This is a genomic window from Paenibacillus sp. FSL R10-2771 (assembly GCF_038000205.1).
GTDB lineage: Bacteria > Bacillota > Bacilli > Paenibacillales > Paenibacillaceae > Paenibacillus_AQ > Paenibacillus_AQ phytohabitans.
This window is the reverse complement of the sequence record NZ_JBBOBM010000001.1, coordinates 6,785,229-6,801,297: the sequence shown is the minus strand read 5'-3', so window position 1 is coordinate 6,801,297 and position 16,069 is coordinate 6,785,229. Positions and strand designations below refer to the sequence as shown.

Annotated in this window: 13 protein-coding genes; 10 read left to right on the top strand and 3 right to left on the bottom strand. The window is 54.3% G+C overall.

The window, feature by feature from the left end; translation table 11 throughout:
• Positions 1-86 precede the first annotated feature (86 nt).
• From NSU14_RS29330 to NSU14_RS29320, 3 genes are all read left to right on the top strand, one after another.
• Positions 87-1,361, top strand: a complete 1,275-nt coding sequence (locus NSU14_RS29330) for an MFS transporter (RefSeq protein ID WP_042133195.1) — start codon at positions 87-89, stop codon at positions 1,359-1,361.
• A 30-nt stretch (positions 1,362-1,391) separates the two neighbouring features.
• Positions 1,392-2,054, top strand: coding sequence for an oxidoreductase (locus NSU14_RS29325; RefSeq protein ID WP_340948159.1), 663 nt, complete (start codon positions 1,392-1,394; stop codon positions 2,052-2,054).
• Between the two features lie 108 nt (positions 2,055-2,162).
• A complete protein-coding gene (locus tag NSU14_RS29320; protein WP_042133197.1) occupies positions 2,163-2,543 on the top strand; it encodes a RidA family protein in 381 nt (126 codons plus the stop codon).
• 181 nt (positions 2,544-2,724) lie between these two features.
• Here the strand turns inward: NSU14_RS29320 and NSU14_RS29315 are convergent, their stop codons facing one another.
• The gene (locus NSU14_RS29315; RefSeq protein WP_340948156.1) at positions 2,725-3,489 is read right to left on the bottom strand and encodes a tryptophan-rich sensory protein; all 765 of its coding nucleotides are present in this window, start codon (positions 3,487-3,489) and stop codon (positions 2,725-2,727) included.
• Positions 3,490-3,716: 227 nt separating this feature from the next.
• Between NSU14_RS29315 and NSU14_RS29310 the strand changes: the two genes are divergently transcribed.
• The 3 genes from NSU14_RS29310 to NSU14_RS29300 all read left to right on the top strand — a co-directional run bounded on the left by NSU14_RS29310 (position 3,717) and on the right by NSU14_RS29300 (position 11,329).
• Complete coding sequence (locus NSU14_RS29310) at positions 3,717-6,164, top strand: glycoside hydrolase family 31 protein (protein WP_042133203.1); 2,448 nt, start codon at positions 3,717-3,719, stop codon at positions 6,162-6,164.
• Positions 6,165-7,416: 1,252 nt separating this feature from the next.
• Positions 7,417-10,506, top strand: a complete 3,090-nt coding sequence (locus NSU14_RS29305; RefSeq protein WP_336103525.1) for a DEAD/DEAH box helicase — start codon at positions 7,417-7,419, stop codon at positions 10,504-10,506.
• A gap of 34 nt (positions 10,507-10,540) precedes the next feature.
• Positions 10,541-11,329 (top strand): hypothetical protein, encoded by a 789-nt coding sequence (locus tag NSU14_RS29300; RefSeq protein ID WP_336103524.1) that lies wholly within the window; start codon positions 10,541-10,543, stop codon positions 11,327-11,329.
• A 75-nt stretch (positions 11,330-11,404) separates the two neighbouring features.
• Here NSU14_RS29300 and NSU14_RS29295 read toward each other — a convergent pair whose 3' ends face one another.
• Together NSU14_RS29295 and NSU14_RS29290 are read right to left on the bottom strand one after the other, a co-directional pair.
• Entirely contained in the window at positions 11,405-12,076 is a 672-nt protein-coding gene (locus tag NSU14_RS29295) for a GTP pyrophosphokinase (protein WP_042140699.1), read from the bottom strand.
• A 304-nt stretch (positions 12,077-12,380) separates the two neighbouring features.
• Positions 12,381-12,755: a hypothetical protein gene (locus NSU14_RS29290; RefSeq protein ID WP_336103523.1), complete on the bottom strand. Its 375-nt coding sequence runs from the start codon at positions 12,753-12,755 to the stop codon at positions 12,381-12,383.
• 190 nt (positions 12,756-12,945) lie between these two features.
• Here NSU14_RS29290 and NSU14_RS29285 point away from each other — a divergent pair, with 190 nt between their 5' ends.
• From NSU14_RS29285 to NSU14_RS29270, 4 genes are read left to right on the top strand one after another with little or no spacing between them, the layout of a single operon-like run.
• Positions 12,946-13,746 (top strand): zinc ribbon domain-containing protein, encoded by an 801-nt coding sequence (locus NSU14_RS29285; protein WP_042133207.1) that lies wholly within the window; start codon positions 12,946-12,948, stop codon positions 13,744-13,746.
• A 36-nt stretch (positions 13,747-13,782) separates the two neighbouring features.
• On the top strand, positions 13,783-14,601 hold the full coding sequence (locus NSU14_RS29280; RefSeq protein ID WP_042133210.1) for a TrmB family transcriptional regulator: 819 nt from the start codon (positions 13,783-13,785) through the stop codon (positions 14,599-14,601).
• Positions 14,602-14,643: 42 nt separating this feature from the next.
• A complete protein-coding gene (locus NSU14_RS29275; protein WP_042133213.1) occupies positions 14,644-14,949 on the top strand; it encodes a hypothetical protein in 306 nt (101 codons plus the stop codon).
• 42 nt (positions 14,950-14,991) lie between these two features.
• Positions 14,992-15,567: a xanthine phosphoribosyltransferase gene (locus tag NSU14_RS29270; protein WP_042133215.1), complete on the top strand. Its 576-nt coding sequence runs from the start codon at positions 14,992-14,994 to the stop codon at positions 15,565-15,567.
• Positions 15,568-16,069 lie beyond the last annotated feature (502 nt).

The window sequence follows — 16,069 nt, the reverse complement described above, 5'->3', positions numbered from 1 at the left end:
CTTTATTTGTGATTTCGGTGTATTGACAGGAGATTGATGCGGAGTAGAATGAAGCAAAAGCCGCATCAAAGGAGTGTTATCACCCCATGAACATCATGAGAAACCGGCCCCTGCGGAACCGTTCCAAGGAAGTCCGCAAGGCCTCGATACATCGTAAGAATCTGCAGATCGCTACCTTTGAGGGGATACCAGCCACAATATTTCAGGTGCTGCTGCAAGGGCAGTTCCTGACAGGCTTTCTGTTATATTTAGGGGCGAGCTCCAGCCAGATCGGATTCGTTCTGGCGCTTACCACCCTGGTGAATGTGGCACAGATTGGTGTAGCTTTCCTGATCCAGAAGCTGCCGAGCCGTAAATGGGCTATGGTTACTTTTATTGGCCTGCACAGACTGCTCTGGGGATCTACCGGTCTTGTGCCGTTCATTTTTCCGCAAGAGTATTGGGTTACCGCTTTCATAGTTATGTATACAATCGCTTTCATTGCCAATACGGCAGGCGGCGTGCTGTGGAGCTCCGTCATTAGTGACCTGGTTCCAGCGCGGGTCAGAGGCCGGTATTTCGGCATCCGTAATACATTGCTTAATGCGCTTGGAAGCCTGGTGATGTACGGAGGCGGCATTATTCTGGACCGTTATCCGGGCGGACACGGGTTTCTTATCCTGTATATTATCGTATGGATTTTCTCGCTTTCCAATGTTATTGTGTTCTTCTTCTACCCTGATGTCCCGTTCGAGAAATCAGAAGAGACAGAGTTTCTGCCGATGTTTAAGAAGCCGCTTCACGATAAGCTGTTTATGAAGTCTACGCTGTTCCTGGCCGCATGGCTGCTGCTGCAGAATTTGACCGTGCCGCTGTATTCCTATGTGATGCTGCAGCTGCTTCATATCAATTATGAGAAGCTGTCGCTGCTGAATGTATCGCAGACGATCTTCATGATGGGCAGCTTCTATGTGTGGGGGAATCTGAACGCCAAGTACAGCAACAAACGGCTGCTGCTCTGGACGCTGCCGATTATCGCAGTCTCCTCGCTGATGTGGGGCCTGCTGTCCGTATTGCCGATGCTGCCGGTTCTGTTTGCCGCGCATATTGTATTTGGCATGGGCGTGGGGGGCTTCAACCAGCTGGCCTTCAACTTCATTATCGGGGATACGCCGAAGAAGGAACGGCCGATGTATATGGCTATGTATGCGGCACTCACGGGTCTGGCAGCCTTTTTCGGTCCGCTGCTGGGCGGCCGCATCTACGAATGGATTAAGAATTGGCCCGAATGGACGCAGGTGTACGGCATGCAGCTTGTGGTAGGGACGCTGATGATCACTTTGGCGCTGCTGCTGGGCCGGCGTATTTTGCGGGATGAATAGAGGAATATTCTGAATAAAGGAGGCAGCCGGGTGACAAGAATTGCAGTAGTATTGGGAGCTACGGGCCTGGTGGGCAGGGCGCTGACGGAGGATTTGCTGAACGGGGATTGGGACGAGGTCCGCGTGCTGGTCCGCCGGCCGCTGAAGCTGCAGCATGCGAAGCTTCGGCAGATCCAGATCGACTGGGATCAGCTTGGGCAATATAAGGAGCAGTTCGCAGGAGTGTATGCGGTATTCTGCTGTCTGGGAACCACGATTAAGCAGGCGGGTTCACAGGAGCAATTCGAGAAGGTGGATCTGGACTATCCGCTTGCTGCTGCGGCTCTAGCCAAGGACTATGGTGTGAAGCAGTTCCTGGCAGTGTCCTCTATGGGGGCGAACGCAAAATCACGCAACTTCTATAGCCGGACCAAGGGACGGGCAGAGGACGGGTTGATTGCTGCCGGATTCCACGGCTTACATCTGTTCCGGCCTTCGCTGCTGCTCGGTGACCGCGAAGAATTCAGGCTGGGAGAACGTACTGCTTCCGTAATCATGAAGGCGCTGGATTTCGCTATGGTCGGCAAAGCTGCGAAGTACCGGGCAATCCCCGCTGCCAAGGTGGCGCGGGCGATGAGGAATATTGCCCTTGCCGATACAGGCGGTGTGCATATTTATACCAATGAAGTAATTCATGTGATCGGCAAGCACTAGAACTTCAGAGGGTTTGCAATAAGCAGACCTCAGGACTTACAATGAGACTTAAAATGATGTGTACATAACGGCCCGCTGGCCGCGTACAGCAAGCAGGAGGAGCGAGACATGAGTAAAAAGCAGGTAGCAACAAGCAAAGCCCCGGGGGCCATTGGACCGTACAGCCAGGCAATTATTGCCGGCAACTGGGTATACACCTCCGGCCAGCTTGGCATGGACCCGGAAACGGCCGCATTGGCGGACAATGTGCAGGAACAGGCGCGCCAGTCACTTAACAATGTGAAGGCCATTCTTGAAGAGGCCGGCGCATCTATGGAGCATGTAGTCAAAACAACGGTATATCTGAAGGATATGAATGATTTCGCAGCCGTTAATGAAGTATACGCCACTTTCTTTACTGAGCCTTATCCGGCCCGCAGCGCAGTCGAAGTGGCGCGTCTGCCGAAGGATGCACTTGTTGAGATCGAAGCGGTAGCACGCAAGAAATAAGCTTTACTGAAGATAGAACCCGAAATGCCGGGCTGAATCCCATGTACCTCTTTGCAGGTGCGTGGGATTTTTGCTGCGGATTAGTGTGGAATAATGAAATCGGCCGGTAAGCAGGTAATGATAAAGGCTGCCCCGTCCCTTTGCAGGAGCGGGGCAGCCTTATGTCTTTTCACCGGTATCGTTAATATCTGCTGCGGGTACGCGGCGGGGTGAGCAGCAGCCAGATGCTGTAGAGCAGCAGAAGTCCTGCGGCAATCAGCCCGGTGAAGAAAATATTATCTGTATCCTTCTGTTCGATAGCAATGGCAATGAAGGCCCAGACGAAGACGAGCGGATAAATGCTGTCCCGGTGAGGGAAGCTTACAATAACAGCCAGCACTGCACCTACACAGAGCATAATTACAGCCCAGAGTGAATCGCTTAGCCCGAAGCCGTCCCAGTTGTTCTTCTCCAGCACGATGCTGACATTAACGATGGTAGCTACAGAGATCCAGCCGAGATATATGCTGAAGGGCAGTCTAACCAGCCATTTCTCGCCGGAGGTGGGGTCCGGGATGCTGCGGGTACGGCGGTAGATTACGATCAGTGAAACCAGCATAAGCACCATGACAACCAGCGACAGCTCAATGTACAAATAATGCCAGAGGAACAGCCAACCCATATTAAATATACAGCTGAGCATGAACCAGATGCCTATACGCTGCACGGAATCTCTGCCTCCGGTATCACTGCGGAACTGATAAATAATGAACCCGGCGAGCAGCAGGTAGATCAGAGACCAGATGGAGAATGCGTAGCCGGCCGGTGTAATGTAAGTATGATATCTGTCTGAAATTTCTCCCGTACTGTTTCCGCCAAGCGGCAGCGTAACCGACAGCGTATTGACGGCAATTACGCCGAGGTACAGCAGCAGATTCCACCACTTATAAGGGTTGCTTCTTCTCATGTTCTTATCACTCCCTAAGTTAGGTTATTTAGTACTTGCCTATCCTTGGCCTACATTGAATATACCCGCTTTAACAGCAATTAAGACTATCTCCGGCAAAAAAATGACCAACAGGTCATGAAATTAACGGATAGCTTTCCGTAAGCTCGGGGTAATATGTAGAGAAGAAGAGCTAATACGGGAACGATTAAGATCAAGCAGGTAATAGCCGAAGGGGGACATGAGGCATGGAGAGCAGCGAGGCGATACGCCCCGAGAAGATGGGACCACTCGTAATGAAGGAGACCTGGAACACTCCGGGAAGCGTGGTTTCCTGGGAACGGTCGGAGAATGTCTATATCTGCCGCGGAGAATGCGCCGGGGTTGTCTTTATCTTTTTGAGCGATGATATGTTCCGGATGAAAGTCTTCCATGGTGAGGTTCCTGACCTGACCACATCGGAGGCGGTGATGAATGAGAGCTGTATCCCGCATCTGTTTCCTGTGGATGAGACGGAGGAGCAGCTGATCTTCACAACGAGCGCCATCCGGCTGATTATCGAGAAATCATCGTTTCTTCTCCGTGTGGAGAATACCTCGGGCAAGGTGATTATGCAGCAGAATCTGACCAGCTGGAACCCGCGCGGCGCAAGCCATGCGGAGTATGATATGCAGCCGGATTCACATTTTTACGGACTGGGTGAGAAGTCGAGCTTCCTCGATAAACGCGGGGAGCGTTATACGAACTGGAATACCGATGTTTTTGCCCCGCATCTGCCGGAGATTGAGGCACTCTACGAATCGATTCCGCTGCTCATTCACATGCACGGCGATCTCTCCTACGGATTATTTCTGGACAATACGGGCCGGAGTGATTTCGACATGCGCTCGCATGGCGTTGCTTTTACCATTGGCTGTTCTACGGGAGAATACGACATTTATTTCATTAACGGGCCCGAGATGAAGGATGTGGTCAAAAGATACACCTCGCTCACCGGCCGGATTGCGCTTCCTCCCAAATGGGCGATCGGCTACCACCAGTCGCGCTACAGTTATATGAACCAGCAGGAGGTGCTGCAGCTGGCACGTACCTTCCGTGAGAAGGATATTCCGTGCGACGTCATTTATCTGGATATCCATTATATGGATGAGTACCGCGTATTCACCTTTGACCCCGTCAACTTCCCGGATCCGCAGAAAATGATCTCAGAGCTCGGGGAGCTGGGTGTGCGGATCGTGCCCATTGTGGATCCCGGAGTCAAAAAAGACCCCAAATACAACGTCTACAAGCAAGGTGTGCTGGAAAAGCATTTCTGCCGCCGTCTGGAGGGCGATATCTTCTTCGGCGAGGTCTGGCCGGGGATCAGCGCATTTCCCGATTTCAGCGACAGCCGGACCGCCGAGTGGTGGGGCGACCTGCACAAGTATTACACGGACCTGGGCATCCAGGGGATCTGGAATGATATGAACGAGCCGGCGGTCTTCAATGAGACCAAGACGATGGACCTCGATGTAATGCATTTCAACAACGGCCGCCCGGTTACCCATGAGGAATACCACAATCTGTACGGGATGATGATGTCCAAAGCCACGTATGAGGGACTTGCCGAGCATATGGGGGGCGAGCGGCCTTTTGTGCTGACCCGGGCCGGTTATGCGGGTATTCAGCGGTATGCAGCCGTATGGACCGGGGATAACCGCAGCTTCTGGGAGCATATGGCGATGGCCATGCCGATGGTGCTCAATATGGGACTGTCGGGACTGGCGTTCTCCGGGCCGGATATCGGCGGGTTCGCCCATCATACGTCTGCACAGCTGCTGGTGCGCTGGACGCAAATGGGCGTGTTTTTCCCATACTGCCGCAATCATTCCTCCATCGGAACACTGCGTCAGGAGCCCTGGTCCTTCGGGGAAGAAGTGGAGGGGATTCTGCGCGAATTCATCGGACTGAGGTACCGCTGGATGCCGCATTTGTACAATCTGTTTCATGAGGCGGAAATGTGCGGGCTGCCTGTGATCCGTCCGCTTATCCTTGAATATCCGCGTGACCCGCATGTGACCAATCTGTGCGATCAGTTCCTGCTTGGCGAGAATGTGCTGATTGCTCCCGTCTACCGCCCGGATACAGATCACCGCTCGGTCTACCTGCCCGAAGGCTGCTGGATTGACTATTGGGATGGGGAGATTCACGAAGGCGGCCGTCATATTCTTGCTGCTGCACCGCTGCATATTATGCCGATGTATGTGAAGGCGGGCAGCTTCACGGCCGAAGGTCCGCTGAAGCAGTATGCGCTGGAGGACACGGAAGAGACGGTCATCTTCCATCTGTACGGGGCGGAAGCTGCCAAAGGATTCTCGGCGGCCTTCAAGCTGTATGAGGATGACGGGCACAGCTTCGGTTACCGAAAAGGTCAATATACAGAGCTTGCTGTGCAGGCTACGGGGACTGAAGGCGGTTTGGTGCTGCAATGGGTATATGGCGTGCATGATTATAAGCCGCGCCGGGAGATGCTGCGGTTTGCGCTCTGTTATCCGTTCTTCACCGTGGCTGCGGTGGACGGCCTTGAGGAGATCACCCTGGAACAGCTGAATGAAGGCAAAGAGGGCTGGGTTTATAACGGCAAGAAGGGTGCGATTATTGTACAGGTAGCGGATGCTGCAGACGGCGGGGAGCTGCGGATTCAGGCGGACAAGTAACTCTTTTAGTTTATAAAGAGCCGGCTTCCCCTTGCTTAGAGGGGAGGACGGTTCTTTGTGCTGCCTGAAAAAAACAGTTTTGCCGGGTACGGATGATGCAAAGGACCGATTAGTTGGATTTTCTCCACCTGCGGCAGATGAGGGGCCCCCTAATAAACAACAGTTGGAAAAAGAGCACTTAAATTTCTGCATATGGGCCAAGCCAGCAGTAATGGACGAAATTAAGTAGTGTTTATCCACTTATTTGATGAAAATCACTTAAAATAGCCGAATTAAGTTACATTATTCCACTTAATATTCTATTGATGTCCTTTGTAAGGACTGAAAATGAGTTTGCATAATACTGCACAAAATACAACATTCCTACCACGAAATCTAGCGGAATCGGAAATTGTTGTAAGGAATGCAGCATTTTCTCTCATTCAAGCGACGTTCGGAGATAATTCTTGCATTTCATACAACATTCCCTTCGGAAGCCTTCGTATTATGGGATCAAGGTTGTAATACATACAACATTTTGGATTTATTTGATCTGACCACCGCCGATTGAGCGGTTGCGTGTTTACAATTAGTCTTAAATACTTAAATACGGTCATCAGAGTTAAGTGCAGCTTATAAGGTGGGGTACAATGATTCTCAAGGTGCCATGGAGTTCTCAAGGTGCTAGTGAGTTCCCAAGATACCATGGAGTTTCTATGGTGCCAATCAGTTCCCCATATGCCATTAAGTTTCCTGAATTGCCTGCGAGTCCCGTACAGTGCTGTTGAGGTCCCCGAAAGACATACTGGTTGCACAATAATCCTATTGGCGTTAGGCCGATGCTTGCGGCTGCCAGTTTTGCTGTGCCGATGGTGTGGGATATCTGACAATTGGGTTAATGATTAGCGTAGGAGGTACCAAGGGCTTAGTCCAATGGCGAGGCAAGTCAAATGACTTCAAGCTTCAAGCTTCAAGCAGCCCCGATTGGGTCTGAGGACCCCTCCGGAATGCTGACGGAACTGCGAATGGGGCAGATTTGCAAAAAAATCTGCAGATTTTCTGCAGAAAACGTGCAGAAAAGTTTTTAAATATAGACTTTTTCGTATAAGATGAAGGGATGAAGAAAAAAGTTGCAGTGATAACCACAATGGGATGGCTGTACAGTTACTGCTGCTAGTACAGCTTCATAATATATTTCTCGCAGAGAAGGAAACAGTCTTCCCGCTGGGACGGACTGGCTCTTTCTGTTTGCTTAAAAGAATGGAGATCATCAATGATTAAGCATCTGTATGCAATATGGTTAGGGGACGTATTATTTTGCTTCTCGGGTGAAACTTCTGAGCCGAAGGTGGACGCGTGGACACGTGTGATTAAACGGCTGGAATTTCGGAGCGGCTGGCGTCCTTTTGCGGGTGCTGCGCTGCGGCTGGCGGAAGTGAAGTATCCTGCCGCCGCCGCCGTGGAAGGGAAGACGGCACGGCGCGGAATGCCGGGGCGCACCCTCGAAGGGCTGGCCCTGTCGCCCAAGGACGCTTTCGAGCTGCTCCTTGCCTGGGATGAGCAGGCAAGCCGCGCCCAGGGCATAGAGCCTGGTGGAGAACTGCGCTACTGGTCGGCTGCTGCCCGGTTTGCGCTGGAACTGATGGGCAAAGGCGGGATTGTCCCCGGCGCTCAGCCGCCGCGCAAGGTGGGCTCACGCCGCCGCGGAGGCGAGCAGGCGGCAGCGGTATGCTGGTCGCCGGCTTTCCGGGAAGAGGCGGATAAGGATTTCTTCCTGCAGATGGCGGCTTCCATGCCGGTGCTTGCACTCGGCACTCACGTAGCCGAGGAGGGGGATCTGTCCTCGCGTGAGGAAGCAGGCGGGTACGTGCTCTATTCGTTCCTGCAGGCTGTGATGACGGCGGAGATCAAGAATGTGGTCGCGGCCAACGAGAGTGCGCTGAGTCCATTCAAAGCGAACTACCGCCGCGGCTACTCGCCGCTTACAGAGCTGTGGTGGAACAGTCTGCTGACCGGCAGCCGGGATATCCCTGTTCAGGGGACTCCGGCTGAAGTGACCGAGCTACTGGCTGCCGTGAGTGAGACGGCAGGCAACGAGGTTCCGCATTTCGAGACTGAGGAGGCACGCAGCGGACAGCTCAGCCTGGGCCTGCGGCTGGAGCCGCCTGCAGACGACAGTGAGCTGTGGCGGCTGACGTTCTGGGCGGAGAGCCGGGAGGAAGGTGAATTCTGGATTCCGGCTGAAGCGGTCTGGAGCAGCCGGGAACGGGAATTCACGCTGTGGGGCAAGCGCTACCGCAACATTCAGCAGCAGCTGCTTGCTGCGCTGGGGCGGGCAGCCAAAATCTCGCCGGACATTCAGCGTGCGCTGGCTGAACCGGCGCCGCGCGGGGTAGAGCTGCTTCCGGAGCGGCTGTATTTTTTCCTGAAGGAGAGTGTACAGCAGCTGCGTGAACGGGGAATTACGGTGCAGATGCCTTCACGCTGGAGCCGCGAAGGACGGCGGCGGATCGGGATGAGAATGAAGATGCAGCCGCCGCCAGGCGGAGTGGACGGCCCTGTACAAGCAGCGCTAGGCATGGAGGAGCTGATCTCCTTCCGCATCGAGGCCTCCCTGGGCGATTCGGAGATCAGCGAGGATGAACTGAATGCTCTGGTTGAAGCCGGAGTGCCATTTGTACGTTTCCGGGGCGAATGGATCGAAGTGGACCCGAAGGAGGTCCGTCAGGTCCTGAGATATATGAAGCGCAACGAGAGCGGAGAGATGACGGCAGCAGACTGGATGCGCCTGGAAGCCGAGGATGGCGAAGAACGGCTATGGAAGGGCATGTCGGTCACGGGCATGGAGACCTCCGGTTTGCTGGCCTCCCTTATGCATGGCGATGTGCTGCGCGGGCTACCCATGCGTCCGGTGCCGGATGATCTGAATGGTACCCTGCGGCCTTATCAGGAGCGGGGATATCAATGGCTTACGGCGCTTAGCGGCCTTGGCTTCGGGGTCTGTCTGGCCGATGATATGGGGCTTGGCAAAACCGTGCAGGTGATCACCTGCCTGCTGGACCGTGCGCTGAATGCGCCGCCGGGAGAGAAGCAGGAGCCTGTGCTTATCCTCTGCCCGACCTCACTGCTGGGGAACTGGCAGCGGGAATTGCAGCGGTTTGCACCTTCGCTTAGTGTGCATATCCATCATGGCGGCCGGCGGGTACGCGGAGAAGGCTTCACCGAGCTTGCCGCCAGCCATGAGATTGTACTGACAACGTATCATCTGGCAGGCCGGGACAGTGAGGATCTGGCCGGGGTGCACTGGTCAACCGTTGTGCTGGATGAGGCGCAGTATATTAAGAACCACCGCACCAAACAGGCGCAGAGTGTCATGAAGCTGACCGCACCGCACCGGATTGCGATGACCGGTACCCCGGTAGAGAACCGGCTCGGCGAGCTGTGGTCGATCTTTCATTTCTTGAATCCGGGGTACCTCGGAACCTATCATTCCTTCCGCCAGCGGTATGTATCCGGCGAAGGCGGGGAACGGCTGCGTGAGCTTCACCGACTCGTATCGCCATTCCTGCTGCGCCGCCTGAAGAGTGATCCCGATATTTCGAAGGATCTTCCCGAGAAGATCGAGCTCAAGTCGTATTGTCCGCTAACAGAAACGCAGGCAGCCCTGTATCAGGGGGTTGTGGATGAGATGCTCGGCGTAATCGGTGAGCGGTCGGGCATGGCCCGGCGGGGGCTGGTGCTGTCCTCGCTGACCAAGCTGAAGCAGATCTGTGATCATCCGCAGCTGTTCCGCAAGGATGACGGACGGAGCCTGCGCAGTGAGCCTTCCGGCAAAATGGATGTGATGTTCGAGGTGCTGGACAGCATCTCCGAGCTTGGGGAGTCCGCGCTGATCTTCACGCAGTATGTGGCGATGGGCGAGCTGCTCGTCAGCCGGCTGGCCAGAAGGTACGGGCAGACACCGCTCTTCCTGCATGGCGGTATTCCGAAGCGTGAACGCGACGAGATGGTGCATGCTTTTCAGGAGGGGGAAGGTCCTGCATTCTTCGTCCTGTCCCTCAAAGCCGGGGGCGTAGGCCTCAATCTGACCAGGGCCAATCATGTGCTGCATTATGACCGCTGGTGGAACCCGGCAGTGGAGAACCAGGCTACGGACCGGGCATTCCGGATCGGGCAGCACAAGAATGTTCAGGTGCATAAGCTGATCTGCCAGGGAACGCTGGAGGAACGGATCGATGAACTGATTGAGCGTAAAAAAAGTCTGTCCGAGCAGGTAGTCGGCTCCGGCGAGAATTGGTTGACCGAAATGTCCAACCATGAGCTGAAGGAGCTGATCGAGCTGCAAGGACAGGACTGGATGTAAATGATAGCTGTATTGCAGAAAGAGGGGAACATCCATGAGTGAACTGCTGGAGTTGAAGCTGGAGGTGCTGCCGGGAAAGATCAAGGCCACCGGGAGCCTGGGAACCGCTGCTGCGGAAGGTGCAGGCAGACGGAACGGCAAATCCGGCGCAGTTGCAGAGGAACAAGCGCAGCGCGCGGTGTTCACTTTGCATATTCCGGAATGGACGGCCGCCCGGAAGAATGAGGTGCTGCTACAGCTCTCTGCGCATCCGGGTGAATTGTATGAGCTGCTCCAGGGCAGCCTGGAAGGCGGACTTGCTGCTCTTGAGGTGCTGCCTGCTGATGCTGAGCTCGAACAGGCGGCCAATGAACAGGGCACAGGCTTGCTGCCCGCCGGGGAGCTGCGGCTTCGGGTGAAGCAGCAGCTGGCGAAGGAGCCGCTGCTGGCTTTTGCCCTGCGCGGCCTGTCCAAGGAGGAGCTGCTCTCCGGGGTGTTTGCTCTCTGGGCGGAGCAGGAGAATGAGCGGGTTACCGAAGAAGGGACGCCTGCGCCTGTAACGCTTGCGTCCGAGCTGGCCCGGCTGGAACGTAAAGGTCCGGCAGTGTCCTCGGGAGAATGGCTGGCCGAGGCGGCTGCGGAGGGCTCGCTTCATCAGCCGGGGCCGCTGTTTCATGAGATCTCTGCCCGGCCATTTCCGGCTATGCCTGATGTCATTGAACCGGAAGAGGACTGGAGCGCGCTGCTGCCGCAGACGCCCAAGGCCCGGGAAGGACTTGCCCTGCTGATGCGCCGGGTATCAGAAGCCGCCGCCAAACGTGCGGCTCGCTTGAATAAATTGTAAGCGGACAACGCAAATCAAGGCAGTACTTTAACATCCTAGCTGTTAAAGTACTGCCTTGATTGTATACAAATATACTTATACTAAGGGTTCATTACTGCTGCCTTCCGCTTCTGACAGTTCGAGGATCTCCCGGCGCAGGCGGAGCATCTTCTGATCCAGTTCATCGGCGGCACGCGCAGCCTCCTTCAATTCCTCAGCCACATGCGGCGGCAGCTGTTTGTCAAATTTATAGTAGAGAATATGCTCCATGCTGGCCCAGAAATCCATAGCGAGTGTGCGGAGCTGAATTTCGGCTTTGACCCAGCGGGTTCCTTCCAGCAGCACAAGGGGGATGGCGACGATAAGATGCAGACTCTGATAGCCGTTAGGCTTCGGATGGGCGATGTAATCCTTAATTTCCAGTACACGGATGTCCTCGCGCGCGCACAGGTGATCCACCAGCCGGTAAATATCCTTCACAAAAGCACAGACGATCCGCATACCTGCAATATCGTGAATGTGCTGCTCCATATTTTCCAGCGTGAAATCATGGCCTTTGCGTTCCATCTTCTGTACAATGCTCTTCGGTTCCTTAATGCGTGACTTCACATGCTCGATGGGGCTGAAGCCGTCGCGTACCTGCCATTCTGTACGGATGACATCAATTTTATTCTCAAGCTCATTCAGAGCATGTCGGTAAAGCGCCGGCAAAGCTTTGAAATTCTCAACCTGCTTGGCAAAATCTTCGTGTACCTGCCACTTCTGCATATCCTTCACATGGACCTGCAACTTGTGTAGTGTAACCTGTGTACTATCGTATTCTTCCACTGAAACTCTCCCGGTATTCGTTATTTGTGACTGTAGACCATGAACGGATGACTACGGCGTTCGCATAAAATGCGCTGCAGTTTATGTGATTCTATTTTAACCGAAGTACAGCCCCGGAAGCAAAACAAAGCCGGATGAAGCAGAAGAGAAACATTCTTCCCGCAGCAGCGTATTAGCTCACAATAGGCCTATCTGTCAGACGGGACGGGGCTTTACGATCCAGATTAGGGCGGCAGAGCCGTTTCTACTTGTTAGTCGGAGAACCGCCGCCGTAACCTTCATCCTGGTAGCCGGTATTTCCGAGCCTCTGCAGAACATTCATTTCATCAATGAGCCGGCGCGTTTCGTCTGTGCCGTGGTCATGCAAATACTGGAACAGATGAATGGTGGCATCGTCAAACTGCTCAGCAGCATCATCATGATCGGCTGATTTATAGGGGACAAAAGCACGCCGGAAGGCATAGTCGTCCTCACCGGCCAGACCTTTCAGAAGATCATGGAGCACGGTAAGCTCTTCATCCGAGAGCAGAACCTCAAATTCGTTCGAGTCGTTACGCACATCCTGAATCAGGCCATGATTCACGGATACGAAATATCGTTTATGGTTATCGTCAGGCAATGTTATCCCTCCATTATTCGATAATGTTCGTCATGTAGTATTTAACACCTGACGACAAATAATGAATCTGTCAGGGACTTTTGGTATGATAGAGTCACGTTTCCACTGCTATACGGAGCGATAAGGATGTATAGGGTTATTTTGCGGCTGCGAATCAGCCTATTCTCACTCTGGAGAAGGAGGAACTACAATGAATTTTCTGCAACGCATTAAAGACGGTGCCAGCCGGGTGAGTGAAAAAGCGCAAAGCTCGGTGGAAGTAGGCAAGCTGAACGGGCAAATTTCTGATATCGAACATGAGATGCAACTTGAATTTTTGAAAATGGGAAAGCTTTTCTACGAAGGATATCGTTCCAGAGATATGTCGGTGGCAGAGGGGCAGATGATCGAGCTGGCGCGCGGCTGTAACAAGCTTCAGGAGCAGATTGAGGGTGTGCGCTCAAGAATTGCCGAACTGAAGAATGAACGGCTCTGTGCCTGCGGCCAGATCGTAGCACTGGATGCCAACTTCTGCCCGCACTGCGGACGCAAGCTTGAGGAGCTGCCACTGCGCAAGGAACCGGTGCTGCGCAAGGACCCGGCGCCTACCGTTACGGTACATACCGTACATGAGCACGAAGATGAGGAAGATCAATACTACGGTGAGGAAGAATTGACAGAAGCGGAGCGGGAACTCGCTAAGAGACCTGAACAACCTGTCCAGTACGCCGAAGCCTTGCCGGAAATTGAAGTTGAACCGGAGCCTGAAGAGTATGAACGGGTTCTTCCGGATACAGAACGGGGCCGCCGTGAGGCCGATGAACTGGAGCGTGAACGTGAGCGCCAGCTGGAGCTGGACCGCCGGATCCGCGACTGGAAAGCCAGTGAGCCTGCAGAAGAGACTGCCGTCAGCGAATCGGGTACACGGGATATTGTGAAATGCCAGATTTGCCGCGCCGATCTGCCGAAAGGCTCAATGTGGTGCCCGCGCTGCGGGTCGGAGCAAATTTAGACAGGGTTAGACAGACAGCTTAGGGGGACAACATAGATGGAACAGTTGCTGCTGCATCTGCGCAATTTGGGTTTCACAGAGATGGAATCCAAAATTATGGTTGAGCTGGCCACCAAGGGCCAGGCTTCGGGCTACGAAGTGGCAAAGCAGCTAGGAGTATCAAGATCGAATGTATACGCGGCGCTTCAGCGCCTGACGCAACAAGGCTACGTACGCTGCGGGGAAGGGGAGCCGGCCCGCTACAGCGTGCTGGACCCTGAAGAGCTGGCGACGATGATATCCGGCCGGGTACAGGCATCGCTGGCGTATATGGAAAGTGAAATGCCGCGCGGAGGCCCGGTCAGCCCTTCATTCTATAACGTGGAAGGTGACCGCAACGTAACGGGAGCGCTGATCCGCCAGCTGAATCTCGCGGCTCAGGAGATCGTGGTCGATGTATGGCGGGAGGAAGCCTCGCTGCTGCGCAGCGAGCTGGAGCAGGCAGAGCTGCGCGGAGTGAAGCTGCTGTGGGCTTTTGACGGCGGCAACGCGGCCTCTGCGCCATACCCGATATGGCCGCCGCTGGACGGTAAGCCACAGCGCAGCGGGGGGCGGAAGTTTTCTTTTGTCATCGACCGTTCCTGGTGTATGCTCGGCATGCGTTATGAGGACGGAACCGCGCAGGCGGTGGTTACCGAGCATCCGGTGCTCGTGGAGCTGCTGCTGAATCATTTTACACAGGAAATGGTATTGTTCGAGCTTGAAGAAGATATGGGGCCTGAGCTGCAGAAGCGGTACGGGGAACGCTATGGCCGGATTTACAGTAAATATGTACTGCATGACCAGGATGAAGCCGGGGAAGAACAGGCGGAGTAGCTCCTGGGATGCAGAGGGTACTAAGCTAGGGAGGTGACAAGCGTGGAGTGTATTGTTCATTTTGATGTGCAGCATTCGGAAGGCGTGAAGCCGTTACGCGGATTGCTGTTTTTGGACGAAGGGAAGACCCCGGGAGAGCAGGATCTAATCGGCATGTTTAAGGACATGAATTTTAATGTCCGGCTTGAGGACCGGGAGAAGTTAGTGTTCAAACCTGTGGCACCTGGAGAGAAGTATTCAGAGATTCGGATTACGAGCTTTGACAACGGCAAAAAGAACAGTAAGCAGGATAACGAGCTGAAGTCGATTGTCGGTAACCTGCTGCCCCAGAAACCTACGGGTCTGTAGCAGACGAAGCAGGGTCCATTTGAGGATAGAGGAGGAGCACGGATGGAGTTATTGAGACAAAAGGTCATTAACGAAGGTATTGTTCTCGGCCCTGGTGTGCTCAAGGTTGATTCTTTTCTGAATCACCAGATGGACCCTTTCCTGATGCGTGAAGTAGGGCGCGAGTTTACCCGCCGTTTCGCCGGGGAAGGAATCACCAAGGTGCTGACCATCGAATCCTCGGGGATTGCCCCCGGCATTATGACGGCGCTGGAGCTTGAGGTCCCGATGATTTTTGCCCGCAAGCAGAAGTCGCTGACGCTGACGGAAGATATTTATGTGGAGAAGGTCTACTCCTTCACGAAGAAGGAAACCAATGAAATTACCGTCTCCCGAAAGTTCATCGCACCCGGTGAGCGCGTGCTGATCGTCGATGATTTCCTGGCGAATGGTGAAGCGGCCTTCGGGCTGGCGCGGATTGTTGAACAGGCGGGCGGCAGTGTTGCCGGGATTGGGATTGTGATCGAAAAAGCTTTCCAGCCCGGCAACCGGCTGCTGAAGGAAGCCGGCTACCGCGTGGAGTCGCTGGTGCGGATCGCTTCGCTGGATGACGGCGTTGTTGGCTTCGTGGAAGAGTAGGAGAACTGCCGGGTGGACTTTTGCGGCAGACGTAAATAACAGGCAGGCCCCCGGAGGTTATCCGTGGGCCTGCCTGTTTGTGTTTGAAGGCGGGCATAGTTAGTGCGGCTGAGGGGAGTGCTGGGTTGTAGCCTTAGAGAGCAGGGACGAAGCTCACGGCTAACGCCTTCAGTGTGTGGCCAGTCATACGCCTCCAGTGCTTCGGTCAGGCGCTGGTTTGGCCTGCTGAGTAATGCGGGAGAGGAGCTGAGACGAATCTGCTGGACTGAAGCTGAAGGGATGAGCGAGCTAGTTTGTGAGTAACATGGGGCATAAGCGGGCGGAAGAGTGAGTTGAGGGGAGCAAGGGGTGATGGAGTTACGGCGGGCCGAAGTGTGAATTGAGGGGAGCAAGGGATGATGGGATTACGGGGAGATTGGGAGTGTGCATTGTAGAAGCTAGTGTGAGTAATGCAGATGTTGTGCGGGAGCGGGAGGGTATGTGCGAGCTGGTTTGTGAGTAA